This is a genomic window from Martelella mangrovi, assembly GCF_040545495.1.
Classification (GTDB): domain Bacteria; phylum Pseudomonadota; class Alphaproteobacteria; order Rhizobiales; family Rhizobiaceae; genus Martelella; species Martelella mangrovi.
The window spans coordinates 116,417-129,424 of sequence record NZ_JBEPLY010000011.1 but is presented as its reverse complement, the minus strand read 5'-3'; the positions used below and the strand labels follow the sequence as shown (position 1 = coordinate 129,424).

The following is a 13,008-nucleotide window of genomic DNA, read 5'->3' as shown; positions in this document are numbered from 1 at the left end:
ATGGCTGATATACAGCGCGGGTCATTCCGGCCTGTCGCCGCGCCGCGCGATACCGTGGCGGTACAGCAGCGCTCCCTCGAAAGGGGGGCGCTTCCGGTCCAAGAGGTGGCACCTCTCGCGCCGAACGGCATTGTCATGTCCGCAGCACCTGCCGCAGGCCCGTCCGGGCTTGAACAACTCGGCGCAGCCCTGTCTAGCTTCAGTCCCGGCGTGAGTGCTTTGCTCGGCCAGCGGCAGATAAAGAAGAAGAAGGAAGACGGCGTTGAGGCGGAGCTTCTTGCCCTCAGGGACAATACAATGTCTTGGGCCGAAGCCGTTAAGGCGGACCCCTCGCTTGCTGAAAAGAGTCCCTACTTCCGTAAGGCCTACCGCGCCCGCACCGCCCGCAACCGCATTCAGCACCAGTCGGGGGAACTCCTCACGGAGTATTACAGCTCGCCCTTGGCAGCGAGCGATGACCCCGCCGCAGTGGAGCGCTGGCTTGTTGACGGCCTGAAGCCCGTGATCGACTCGGCGGGAACCCCGGAAGAGCGCGTGGCGATGCTGGAGGAGGCGAACGCAGTCTCTCAAAAGTTCGTCAACGCTCACCGGAAGAACGCCGTGACCAACCTTGTCTACAACAACATGGCAAGCATCGGCGTATCGCTGGGAACCACGCTCGATAACTTCATGCTCCAAGGGCCAGCCTACCAGATGCCCGGCGACCCCGACGCAGAAGGCGCTTATTATTCCGCCCTGCGCGGCCACGAAAGCGGTGGGCGAAACATCAAGACGGCCTACGAGGGCGGCTCCGCCTTTGGCGTCTACCAGATCACCAAAGGAACATGGAGCGGGCTGATCAAGCGCCACCCGGACTTGGGGCTTACCGAAGCTGATCGCCTGACGCCGGAAGGGCAGTCAAAGGCTATCCCGGCGTTGACCGCTGAGTTCGCCGCCGCGATCCGGCAGGGCGGGTTCGTGGACACCGACAAGAACGTCTATATGGCCCACTTCCTAGGCGGGGAAGGCGCTGTCCAATTCCTCAGGGGACTGGAGAGCAACCCCAACGCGCCCGCGACTGCCTACGCCAGCGCTGAGGCTGTCAAGGCAAACAGGAATGTCTTCTACACCAAGGACGGACGCGCCCGGACAGCGCAGGAGGTATACGCGCGACAGACCGCGAGGTTCAGCGCGGGGATTACCCACCGCACGGACACAGACGGCCTTATGGATACCTCGGCTACGATCCCGGCGCTTTCCGGCGAGATTGCGCAGCTAGAGGAGAGCGCCCGTATGCAAGGGGTGGCACCTTCGGCTGTCAACTCGATGGTCATCACCGCCGTTACGGGGGCGATGATTGAGTACGGCGACCCTTCCCTTGCCGACGCGATCATGCAGCCGCGCCCAGACGGGACGCCCGGAGCCGGGATGACGCTTGAGGGGCGGCAGGCGATTGAGCAGGCGAAGGCCCAGATTCTCAACAATCAGGTGAAAGAGGAGAACAGCCGGTATGCGGCGGAGCAGCGCGACGAGAAGGTCCAGAATAAAGCGATCCTTCAGCAGGTCGGGGACGTGTTGCTGGAGCAGCTAGATAACGGGGAAACCCCTACGCTGCCCGCGTCTCTCCTCAGGGAAATGAACTCCATCTCCCCGGACCTAGCTGACAAGGGCGTCAAACTGGCCAAGAGCCTCCAGAGTTTCAGCACAGCGGAAGACACTACCGCCGTCGCTGCGTTCTCGGCGCAGGTCTACCAAGGGACCGCCAATGCCATAGACGTGGTGAATAAGGTCGCGGAAGGCGTGATCAACGACCCCTCGACTATCCGCAACCTCCTCAGCGCGGCGGCAAGGAATGAGCAGTCAAGCGTCCTGTCCCGGCCTATCGTCCGCTCCTACCTGTCGGATATTGGCGATCTCGTGGGCGACCCCCTGTTTGAATCCGGCGTCTTCCAAAACCCGGAGAAAGCGGCCCAAGCAACCCACGCGCTTCAGAACTCGGTGATCCGGTTCGAAGAGCAGCACCCCGGGGCGTCGGAAGCGGATTATGCGGAGTTCCTGGCCAAGGAGACAGAGGTCATTGTCACACGCTTCAAGCCCGACAGTGATTATGCCCTGTACGGCCCGGGATACAACGCAGCGGGCCAGAGTGACACGCCCGACCGTCTAGCGCCTAGACAGGATGAAGCCCCGGTTAAAGTGGACACTTCTAGAGCTGACTCGCAGGAAGACGGGGCCGTGGTGCCCCCTCATGAAGGCTTCAATTGGATGGAGAAACCGGCGTTCAAGGACACGGACTCCCTCTTGAACAGCTATCGGCTTTTCCTCGGGGGAGACAACAGTGCTGCCTTCTCCCAATGGGTTCTAAAGCTCGATCTCCAGACCCCCGAAGATATCCAGAAATTCGTGACGTATCAGAAGCACTTGGTACGGTCGCAGTAACCAGAAAGGAAACTAGATGCAGCAGCCTACTGAGGGGGCAGGGCCGGGACAACCCGCGCTCGCCCCTGAAGAGGTCAGTCACCTTGACGCCCTGCGTCAGGGACTCCTCGAACAAGGCCATACGACAGAAGAACTCCCGACCGAACCCGCACTAGAAAGGAGCCTCCCGCGCCGTATCGCGACCGACCTTGTGAACACTCCAAGGCATGTTGCGCGGGGAGGGCTGAAGGCCGTCAATGCCACGTCCGACGCCGCATTCAGTGCAGGCAATTGGCTGAATGAGCACGTAGCCGACTTGGGGCACCTGACGTTCGGCAGCGCAGCCAACAATGGCTTCCTCGGCTGGGAGCAGGGGAACCCCTCGAAGAACGCCGCCAAGATACCTCTGTCCGTCATGGGGGATGCGCCGCAGTCTGCCGTCGGCGGGCTTACTGAAGGCGTGGCGCAGTTTGCGGTGGGGTTCGCTACCGCAGGGAAAGCCCTGAAGGCCTTCGGTTTCACCGCTGAAGGCGTTGCCGGGGCGATGGCGAAAGGCGCGATGGCCGATGCCTCCGCCTTTGATCCCCACGAAGAACGCCTATCAAACCTGATCGAAGCTTACCCGGTCCTGAGTAATCCCGTGTCCCGTTATCTGGCAGCAGGCGACGAGGACGGGGAAGCGGAGGGGCGTTTCAAGAATGCGCTCGAAGGGCTTGCCCTTGGCGGGGCTACCGAACTCCTCGCCTCCAGTGTCAAGGCCCTGAAGCTGTTCCGCAAGGGTAAACACGCGGAGGCTGAGGAGGTCTTGGAAGATATCGCTGAAAAGACCGGGCCGGAAGTAAACCCGTTCAGTGACCCCGACCAGATGGAGTTTTCTTTCGAAGGGGGAGGTCCGGGGGCCGATAGCCCACGCGGGGCTTTCGAGAATAACCCGGGAGCCGAAGTCCCTCCGACGAAGCCGAAGGCGGGCGACCCTCCGTTGAAGCCGGTGAAGAAGCTGGTGGAAATGGACGAGGAAGCCGTGTGGAAGGTGGCCTCGAAGACGCAGGCAGAGCGGGAGCTAGGCGACGGGGAGAACCTGTCGGGCATCCGGCTCGATCTTATCGAGAACGGCGAAGACGTAGGGCAGATCATGTCAACGCTCCGGGATACCTACCGGAAGGACATGGATCAGACTATCGGCGGCAACGCGGAGAACGTCCGCTCATTCGAGCAGGTGCAGAAGAACGTGGATAGGCTCGCGGATATCATCGGGGGCAACCCGAAAATCCTGATGCAGCGCCTCGCCGCGAACAGCGGTAACATGAAGCACCTCGACGCCGAGACCCGCCTATATGAAGACTTCCTGACCACCGTCACGAACAAGGTCTATGAGCTGGGCGAGAAGGTCTCCGATCCCCGGGGAGGTACCTACGGATATGCGGATAGAGCCGCCTTGCTGAAGGACTTCGCCAAGCACTACGAGCTTCTTGCGAATGTTCAGTCGATGTACAAGGGCATTCAGACAAACCTTGCGCGATCCCTCAACGCAATGAAGATGGGCGGCAAGGTCCGTAAAGACCTAGCGTTGAACATCGATCCCGACGAGATTTTCAACGGCGGGGCGGCGGCTGTCGAAGGCCTAGCGCGGCGCGTGACGGCGGGCGGCAGGAATCCGAAGAACGTGGCCAAGTCCACCCGGGGCGGGTTCTTAGGGAATGCGCTCGGCACGGTGAACGAGTATTGGGTGAACGCGATCCTCTCCGGGCCTAAGACCCATCTGGTCAACATCGCTTCATCGCTGATCAACACAGCTCTTCTCCCGGCTGAAAAGGCGCTGGCAGGGGCGCTTCGGGGAGCTACACCTCAGGGCCGTAGCGACATGCTTGAGGCGGGGCTTCAGTATGTCGGGATGGTCGCGTCGTTCCGGGACGCGGTGAAACTCTCGGCCAAGTCCTTCAAGCTGGACGATGGCATTCTTGACCCCTTCGCAGGAAAGTACGAGCTTAGGAACTCGATCTCCTCTCAGGCCTATGGCATTCAAAACCCCGGCCTTGCAGCCGCTATCGACGGCCTCGGCAAGCTGGTCCGGCTCCCTTCGCGGTTCCTCACCTCCGAAGACGAGTTCATCAAACAGCTCAATTATCGGGGGCAGGTCCGTGCCCGTGCGTACCGGGAAGCGCTTCAGCAGGGCCTTCTAAAAGACCCAAAGAAGTTCGCAGAACATGTTGAAAATGCTTTGGATAGCGCCATTGATTCCGGCAACGGGAGGGCGTTTGACTCGACGTTGCTAGAGCAATCCCGCTCGGCCACGTTCACCAACGATCTCAAGGCGGCAACATGGTCCGGGAAACGCACGGTAGGCGAATCCCTCCAGAACCTGACCCAGAACCACCCGACGATGCGGCTGATCATGCCCTTCGTTAGGACACCGACCAACATCATGCGCTTCGTCTGGAACCGGACGCCGGGCTTGAACCTGTTGAGGAAGCAGTATGCTGACGACATTATGGGTAAGAACGGCAAGCCCGCACAAGCTCAGGCGGCAGCAATGATGACAACCGGGACGGCCCTCTGGGGGACGGCGATCTCGTTCGCATCCGAAGGGACGATCACCGGCTACGGCCCGCGTGACCCAGACCTTCGCAAGCAGCTTATGGAGACCGGCTGGCAGCCCTACAGCGTCAAGACGACCAACGACGACGGCAGTGTCACCTACACGGCATTTGACCGTGCGGACCCCTTCGGAATGTTCTTCGGTCTCTCCGCAGACTTCGCCGAAGTTGGCGGCTTCCTTGAGGACCGCCCGCGTGAAGAACTAGCGGCTGGCCTCACCACCGCGCTCGTGAAGAACCTCTCCAGCAAGTCCTACCTCACCGGGCTTACGCAGGCCCTAGACGCTTTGTCAGAGCCGGAGAGGCGCATGGGTTCGTACTTCCGCAATTTTGCAGGCTCTTTCGTTCCGGCGGCGGTCACTCAAATGCTGAAGCAAGACCCCTACATGCGAGAAGTCCGCACGGTGATGGACGCGATCCATGCCCGGACGCCCGGGTTCAGTACCGAAGTGGACCCGCGCAGAACGATCCTCGGGGAGAAGGTTCTGATCCGGCCCGCCTTAGGGCCTGACTTCATTTCCCCGGTGGCGCAGAACACGCACTTGGCCGGTGCCCAGCCGAATGAGGAGGGCTGGAAGGAGACCCCGCAGACGAACGTTGACGACGAGCTTGCCCGTCAAATGTTTGTGGAGGATCGCCCTATCTCGCTCCCTCCGAAGAAGAAGGGGACCGTCGATCTCACTCAGTATAAGAGCGCGAAGACCGGATATACCGCCTATGACCGGTGGCAGGAGCTTACCGGTACGGTTGAACTCGGCGGGATGACGCTGCGGCAAAGGCTCAACGAGGTGATCAATTCTGATGCCTATCGGAACAAGCTGACAGACGGGGACATGGACCTCGCCGGTTCCAGGAGCGACTTGCTCCGCCGCGTGGTCGGCACCTACCGAAAGGCGGCTGAGGCCGTCCTGCGCCAAGAAGACCCGGAGCTTGACTTAGCGCTGAGGCAGGCGGAGCACCTGAAAGCCCTGACCAAGCGCGTCGGTGCTGACATGGCGAAGCGCCAGCAGCAGCAATAGCCGTCTAGCGACTAGACACAGACTTAACTGGACCCTGAGGAGGCGAACCTTCCTCGGGGTTTTCTTGTTTATCAAACACGAAAGGCCGCAATGGCTCTATCTTATGTTCAATACCAAGGGGACGGAAACACGCGCTCGTTTTCAATCCCCTTCACGTTCCTGCAAAAGGAACACATCGAAGTGCGCGTCAGTCTTGATGTGGTCCCCTACGAGTGGGATGACCCGCACACGATCCGCCTTACGCCTGCCCCGTCGCAGGGTGCGGTAATCGAAATCAGGCGCATTACACCCCGCGATAACGCGATGGTGGACTTCACCGATGGGTCGGTGATGGTCGAAAGCGATATGGACCTAGCATTTACGCAGGTTTTCTACATCGTCCAAGAGGCGATTGATATCGCTGGTGGTACGCTGGAGCTTCTGCCGGATGGCTCTTACGGAGCGGGTGGGCGCAGAATCGCGAACCTCGGCAATGCCTTGGATGCTCGCGACGCCATTACGAAGGAGTATCATGACGGAACGTTTCTTCCGCAGATGACGGATCTCCTTAACTCGACAATCGCCAGCGCTAATTCTGCGAATAAGGCCGGAAGCGGCGCTCTTGGAGCATTGGAGGCCGCGAACAGCGCCCGCGACCTTGCCCTTCAGTACAGGAACTCGGCTGACCGCTTCAAGGACCGGTCAGTCGAGGCTGAAGAGGCGGCTGCTCACTCCGCTGCGGAAGCGGCGGATTCGAAGGCAGAGGCTAAAACCGCGCGAGACAGCGCGAGCGGCCACCGCTTGAATGCCCAGAACGCACGGGCGGCGGCGGAGGAGGCCCGGGACACCGCGCTTGGTTACCGGGATACGACAAAGGGCTACCGCGATGAAGCTCTTGCTCACCGGGACGCGGCGGCGGAAAGCGCTTCAAACGCTGCCGTGTTTGACCCCTCCACCTTCTACACAAAGCCGCAGGCAGACGGGCGGTTTGCAACGGAGAGCGATAGCGTCGCGCGATATAACTCGGCAAACACGAATGCCAACAGCCGCTTGTCGAAAGGCGGCGATACCGTGACCGGCGAGATCAAAGCCAGCAATGACCGGAACTTCCGAATGATGAACGGTAGCCGGGGGGTGTTCTGGCACCTAAATGCAGATGATCTTTATCTGATGATCACTGATCCCGGTGATCAGCATGGGTCTTGGAACGGCACACGGGCGCTCCGAGTGCGTCTTTCGGACGGCTTTGTTTGGCTTGATCGAGCCCAGTCCAACACAAACTTTGGCGTTGGCGGTGCAATGGTTCATACAGACGGCAATATCCGTGGCAGCCGCTGGGAAAGCTGGGGCAATTCCTATGCTTTCGACGCGATCAGCAACCGCATCGAAGACCGAAGCTTCTGGCGCACACAGGACTATATCGCCAACAGCGGCTCCGGGGAGGTCGGCACTTTGGGCTTCTTCTACTGTTGGCGGGCATTGAATCCCGGAAATCTGGTCGCGGGCGGAGACATTCAGTGGGCGAGCGGCCAAGGCAATCCTTATTCAAACCCCGCTGGGACGTGGCGCTGCTTGGGGCTTATCCATACAAACCGCGGCCAAGGTTCTACGCTATTCGCGAGGGTGTCATAATGATGGATTTTCGGAACCCCGTATTCAGCTCGCCCGATAACTCAACGATCAACGCTGAGGTCGACCACCTAACGTTGGGGTGGATTCCCTTCACTGCCGTCAACGGCGACGAAAGTACGCAAGAAATGTTTGATGCGATGCTATCGGACGCTGCACCATATGCCGCCCCCGCGATCCGCCCTTCTCAGGTGGACGCAGAGCGCGACCGTCGCATCGCCGGAGGGGTCAGCTACGGCGGGGCAGTCTACCAGTCACGCCCTGCCGACGCCGAAAAGGTTTCCCGCTGGGCAGGAGTTGCCCGGGCGGCGCTCGAAGCCGGTTCGGCTCCCGGGGACTACCGCTGGCACGGGCAGCCCTATGACTTTGAGTGGATCGCGGCAGACAACGCTTCCCATAAGCTTGATGCCGCCGCCATGGTCGCGCTCAACGACGCGATGCTGGCGCACGAGCAAACGCATGTTTTGGCGGCGCGTAAGCTTAAAGATACTATCCCGATACCTGATAACTACGACGACGACGCCTTCTGGCCGCAGCATGAAACACAAAGAAAGGACGCATAATGGAAACACGCGCATATAAACCGACAGGCTCCCCGTGGACGACCTGACGAACTTCTCCCTCATGTTGGGCCGTCTGGAGGGGAAAGTGGACGCTCTCCTCTCCTCTCAAGGGGCAGTCGAAGAGCGTCTGATGAAAACCGAAAAGCGCCTCAGTGACCTTGAAAAGCTCAGGGAGCAGGGCACCGGCGCTTGGCACACGGCCCGAACCATGTGGCTCCTCGGGGCCTCGGCGCTCGGCGCTTTACTTGCAACATTCAAGGACTACTTGTTTAGCCGATGACTAAAGCTTCAGAAGATGCTTTAAATACTCTACACGCCCTTTTGGCCAAGGAGTTCGCAAAGCGGATCGAGAGCGGCGAAGCCTCAGCAGGCGACCTCTCGGCAGCCCGGCAATTCCTGCGCGACAACAGCATCACCGCCACAGCGCCAGAGGGCAGCCCCCTCGGCAACCTCGTTGAGAAAATGCCGTTCTCGGCAGACGAGGACAGCGCCTCCTCCTACAACTAAGCACTCCGTCTAGCCACTAGACAGTTGACCGGCCCGTTTAACAGCGGGTCGGTTTTTTTTCGTTTTCAGAAAGGACCAAAACAACATGCCAACGCAGAGCGGCACCAACCCGCTCTCGGACTTCCGAAACTTTCTCTACCTAGTTTGGAAGCATCTCAACCTCCCTGATCCTACCCCGGTTCAGTACGATATCGCCCTGCGCCTCCAGCATGGGCCGCGCCGCGATGTGATCGAAGCCTTTCGAGGCGTCGGCAAATCATGGATCACTTCAGCCTACGTCTGCTGGCTCCTCTACATGGACCCGGAACACCGCATCCTTGTGGTCTCGGCGTCTAAGTCCCGTGCGGACGATTTCACTACCTTCACGCTCCGGCTGATCAAAGAAATGCCCGTGCTTCAGCACTTGATCCCGGGCAAGGATCAACGCGAGAGCAAGATTTCGTTCGACGTAGGCCCTTCCTCGGCCTCCCATGCGCCTTCGGTTAAATCCGTGGGCATCACCGGACAGCTCGCGGGTTCCCGTGCGGATACGATCATCGGCGACGATATCGAAGTCCCTAACAACTCACAGACGCAGGCCATGCGGGATAAGCTGGCTGAACAGGTCAAGGAGTTCGACGCTATCCTGAAGCCCGGAGGTCGGGTTCTCTACCTAGGCACTCCCCAGACTGAACAGTCCCTCTACAACCTCCTGCCCGAGCGCGGGTACAATGTCCGCGTCTGGCCTGCCCGCATTCCCTCAGAGAAGCAGTTGGCCGTCTACGGGGAGCGCCTTGCTCCCTATATCAAGCGCCTGATTGAGGCGGGCGGCGTTGAAGGGGCCTCCACTGACCTACAGCGCTTCACTGACGAGGATTTGTTCGAGCGTGAGGCTTCTTATGGCCGGGCGGGCTTTGCCCTCCAGTTCATGCTAGACACCCGCCTATCGGACGCTGACAGATACCCGCTCAAGGTGGCGGACCTGATCGTCATGAGCTGCAACCCGAACCTCGCTCCAGTCCGTACAATCTGGGCTTCCTCGCCGGAACTCGCGATCAACGATCTCGTCAACGTGGGGTTCGCCGGGGATACCTTCTATCGGCCCATGCACGTAGATACAGACTGGGCGGAATACACCGGCACTGTGATGGCCATAGACCCCTCAGGGAGGGGCAAGGACGAGACTTCTTATGCCGTGGTGAAGTTCCTCCACGGATACCAGTTCCTGACCGCCTGCGGGGGCTTCCCGGGCGGCTATGAGGATTCCACTTTGAAGAGCCTCGCTGAGATCGCGAAGCTTCACGGGGTTAGCCAGATCGTCACTGAGGCGAACTTCGGTGACGGCATGTTTACCAAGCTCTTGCAGCCCGTCATTCAGAAGGTTCATCCTTGCAGGATCGAGGAGGTTAAGCATCACGGCCAGAAGGAGCAGCGCATTATCGACACGCTGGAGCCGGTCATGATGCAGCACCGGCTCGTAGTGGACCCGAAGGTGATCGAGCAGGACTACAAGACGATCCAGCACTACCCGCTGGAACGGCAGGCCCACTACATGCTCTTTCACCAGTTGACACGGGTGACCCGCGACCGGGGCGCTCTAGTCCAGGACGACCGCCTAGACGCTCTCGCAATGGCCGTGAACTACTGGACGGAGCACATGGCAAGAGACACCGATAAGGCAGCCGAAGCCCACCGCGAGGCCATGCTTGAGAAGGAGCTGAATAGGTTCATGGAGGCCTGCGGGAGGGGTGAAAATTCCCTTGTATGGTCAAGGGTTTAGATTAGTGGACACTTCTAGGGTGGATGATAGATAAGGATATAACCTAAGGTACACCTAAGTTATAACCTAAGTGACACCTAAGGTGGACACTGAAGTGGCACCTGAGGCCATGTGATCATTTTCCTAAGCTGTCCCCCAGCTTCATCTCCTACTCAGTCAATACCCTCCCATCACCCCCTATGTTGCCCCGTGCGGATCAGCATAGGGGGTTTTTGGTCCCCATCATTCTATTTCCCTCATAGAGCCTCACACAGCGCCTTCAGGTTCTCCATAGGCAATCACAGGGGAGGAGCGTCTAAAGCTCACCACGGAGCAACCTCAGGGGAAACTGGAGTCGAACGGGGGAACATTTTGGTGAAAAAATCTGAAGCGCTATATTACGGAGCGGCTGGCGCAAATCCCCCCCACGGGGGGTCACGAATGGCCGCGCGGTGGATTGAAGAACGCGGGCACGGGGGAGGGGGTCGTCTGGTCACGCCTTCCGGTCACACGCGGGCCTAACCCATTGAAATAATTGGCCCCACAAAGGACTTGAAGTCCCAAAGAGAGCCGGAAGGGGGCTTCCGTCTAGCGACTAGACACTTGCAAGCCGCCGCCTGATAGGCATGGGCGGGCCGGTGCGATCTTTTGCCCTCTGAATTGCATATCTATTGTTTTCGCCCACGGGACTAGACGGAAGTGTCTAGTGACTAGCCGGTCCCTTCAGTCTCCACCTAAGCCGCCTCGCGCCCGCGCCCGCGTTATCCCCTATCATTGGTTCACCCTCGCCGACCTAAGCGCCCCTCATGCGCCGCGCAAAGTCACGCCAAATTGTGCCACAAGCGGGACTAATAGCAAACCAATGTGCCACAAATGAACACGCTAAGTTATTGAAATAAAAGCCAAACCAAAAATATTTTCTGAAATAGTCACAATAGGGATTTACATAGTTCTGAAAATGGGACTATAACTTAGTCACACCGAACGGAACAAACCGAACGGAGGACCGGACCTAACCACCGGTCGCCACGAAGTCCCTCAAGGGGCGGGCGTGAAGGCAATACAAAGGCGGCAAACTCAGAAGGTTTGGTGGGGTGGCAGCAATCGCGGCTTGGCGGCGTGTGAAACACGTCTGAGGCACTGGCAAAGGTGATGGCGCTCAAGACTTGATCAATAGGCGGGCTAATGCCGCTCGTCCTGATGATGGCCTAGGGCAGGGCCGAAATTGATTAAAAGAGGAATTGAAGGGCATGGATGACGCCGACTTCACCGACAAGGCAGCGGCCAACGGCTTTGACGCAGGACGTAATGCGAACTTCCTAGCAGACCTCGCCGGGATAATAGCAAAGAAATCAAAGGCTGTGGCAGCCGCTTCTAAGGAAACTCTCTCCGAATATCGGGGCATAGGGATAGCGCTAGGCGAAGCCCGTGAGGCCCTGAAAGCGGAACGGGGGGCTTTCCACAAATGGTGTGACGCTTCCGAGTTCCCGTTTAGCCGGGCATGGCGCTTGCGCTTGATACAGCTTGCTGAAAACTGGGATGCGATCCTAGCGGCTGTGGAAGCCCTACCGGAAGCTTCCCGCAAGTGGACGGTGGACGGCGCGATAAGTGCATGGCAGGCCGCGAAGCGCGAAGCTAAGGGCGGAAGCGAAAGCGGGAACGACGCGGGCGAGGGGTCCACGAAGAAAGAACGGTCCAAGAAAGAGACTGAGGCCGAGCGCTTGCGGCGACAGCTTGCGGAAGCTCTGGCTCGTATCGAGGAGCTAGAGAACGCCTTGAAGGGCACCAAAGCAGGCGCGTCGGCGGGCAAGGGCAAGCAGAAGGCCGCTAATGACGCAAAGCCGGTGGATGGCGCGACCAAGGCCCGGGCAAATAAGGTTTGGGGCCTGTACAAGCGCGGGGCAACGCCCGGGGAGTGTGGCGCGGCTAAGGCCCGGCTCGATGAAATGGCGCGGAAGTTCGGCATGGACTTTGACACGTTCGCCCGGGAATGTGGCCTTGCGGCCTAACTTTGTCTAGACAGTCCCAAAAATGGGATTGTCTGGCGTCTGGAGCTAATGCCGCTCCACTGATGATGGCCTAGGGCAGGGCCGAAACGCCCCGGAGATTGTCTAGCGACTAGACGGAAGGACGGACCAGATGGCCTACCAAATACCAATACGATATTTCATGTATGACACCGAGATTGACACGGAAATAATAGAAGTGGGGCAGGGGGATTTTGAACGCTGGATGAAGCCCGGCGACCCGGTGGAATATGAGCGCGACACGATACGCGAAAACGGGGTGGCGCAAGTCTGCCTCACGCTTCGCCGTTCGGTGGCAGATGGGGGATTGGTATGAAACGCGGCAACCTGACATTCGAGGTTATTCAGTCGAACGAGTTCGGGCACCTGTGCCGCGCCTGCAAGGGCGCATACGAGGAGATAGGCCGCAAATTCATACACAACGGGCGTTGCGGCCCGGGGAAGTCAGCGGCGCGGGCTCTTGAGGAATTTGTAGCATGGTGCGGCTACTGAAAGACCGCCCTTGATTTGCCCTGATAGTCCCATTTTCGGGACTGTCGGGCGCGTCTGAGGCTG

At 59.4% G+C, this 13,008-nt stretch carries 9 protein-coding genes; all 9 read left to right on the top strand.

Features of this window, described 5'->3' with window-relative positions; genetic code table 11:
* The 9 genes from ABID12_RS15280 (at window position 1) to ABID12_RS15240 (ending at window position 12,769) form a co-directional block, all read left to right on the top strand.
* Window positions 1-2,418, top strand: coding sequence for a lysozyme family protein (locus ABID12_RS15280; RefSeq protein WP_354434971.1), 2,418 nt, complete (start codon window positions 1-3; stop codon window positions 2,416-2,418).
* Window positions 2,419-2,434: 16 nt separating this feature from the next.
* Window positions 2,435-6,010, top strand: a complete 3,576-nt coding sequence (locus tag ABID12_RS15275; protein WP_354434970.1) for a hypothetical protein — start codon at window positions 2,435-2,437, stop codon at window positions 6,008-6,010.
* 90 nt (window positions 6,011-6,100) lie between these two features.
* Entirely contained in the window at window positions 6,101-7,621 is a 1,521-nt protein-coding gene (locus ABID12_RS15270; RefSeq protein ID WP_354434969.1) for a phage tail fiber domain-containing protein, read from the top strand.
* Window positions 7,622-7,623: 2 nt separating this feature from the next.
* Window positions 7,624-8,181 (top strand): DUF4376 domain-containing protein, encoded by a 558-nt coding sequence (locus tag ABID12_RS15265; protein WP_354434968.1) that lies wholly within the window; start codon window positions 7,624-7,626, stop codon window positions 8,179-8,181.
* 34 nt (window positions 8,182-8,215) lie between these two features.
* Window positions 8,216-8,461 carry a hypothetical protein gene (locus ABID12_RS15260; RefSeq protein WP_354434967.1) on the top strand — a complete coding sequence of 82 codons (246 nt, stop codon included), beginning with the start codon at window positions 8,216-8,218 and terminating at the stop codon, window positions 8,459-8,461.
* Entirely contained in the window at window positions 8,458-8,688 is a 231-nt protein-coding gene (locus ABID12_RS15255) for a hypothetical protein (RefSeq protein ID WP_354434966.1), read from the top strand. The genes ABID12_RS15260 and ABID12_RS15255 overlap by 4 nt, the downstream gene beginning before the upstream one ends.
* Window positions 8,689-8,773: 85 nt before the next feature.
* On the top strand, window positions 8,774-10,447 hold the full coding sequence (gene terL / locus ABID12_RS15250) for a phage terminase large subunit (protein ID WP_354434965.1): 1,674 nt from the start codon (window positions 8,774-8,776) through the stop codon (window positions 10,445-10,447).
* A 1,229-nt stretch (window positions 10,448-11,676) separates the two neighbouring features.
* Window positions 11,677-12,435: a hypothetical protein gene (locus ABID12_RS15245; protein ID WP_354434964.1), complete on the top strand. Its 759-nt coding sequence runs from the start codon at window positions 11,677-11,679 to the stop codon at window positions 12,433-12,435.
* 130 nt (window positions 12,436-12,565) lie between these two features.
* A complete protein-coding gene (locus ABID12_RS15240; RefSeq protein WP_354434963.1) occupies window positions 12,566-12,769 on the top strand; it encodes a hypothetical protein in 204 nt (67 codons plus the stop codon).
* Window positions 12,770-13,008: the final 239 nt, after the last annotated feature.

What these genes read in the sequence shown, in the direction of transcription:
- ABID12_RS15280 (WP_354434971.1), top strand. Translation starts at nt 1, where the DNA reads ATGGCTGATATACAGCGCGGGTCATTCCGGCCTGTCGCCGCGCCGCGC.
- ABID12_RS15275 (WP_354434970.1), top strand. Translation starts at nt 2,435, where the DNA reads ATGCAGCAGCCTACTGAGGGGGCAGGGCCGGGACAACCCGCGCTCGCC.
- ABID12_RS15270 (WP_354434969.1), top strand. Translation starts at nt 6,101, where the DNA reads ATGGCTCTATCTTATGTTCAATACCAAGGGGACGGAAACACGCGCTCG.
- ABID12_RS15265 (WP_354434968.1), top strand. Translation starts at nt 7,624, where the DNA reads ATGGATTTTCGGAACCCCGTATTCAGCTCGCCCGATAACTCAACGATC.
- ABID12_RS15255 (WP_354434966.1), top strand. Translation starts at nt 8,458, where the DNA reads ATGACTAAAGCTTCAGAAGATGCTTTAAATACTCTACACGCCCTTTTG.
- terL (WP_354434965.1), top strand. Translation starts at nt 8,774, where the DNA reads ATGCCAACGCAGAGCGGCACCAACCCGCTCTCGGACTTCCGAAACTTT.
- ABID12_RS15245 (WP_354434964.1), top strand. Translation starts at nt 11,677, where the DNA reads ATGGATGACGCCGACTTCACCGACAAGGCAGCGGCCAACGGCTTTGAC.
- ABID12_RS15240 (WP_354434963.1), top strand. Translation starts at nt 12,566, where the DNA reads ATGGCCTACCAAATACCAATACGATATTTCATGTATGACACCGAGATT.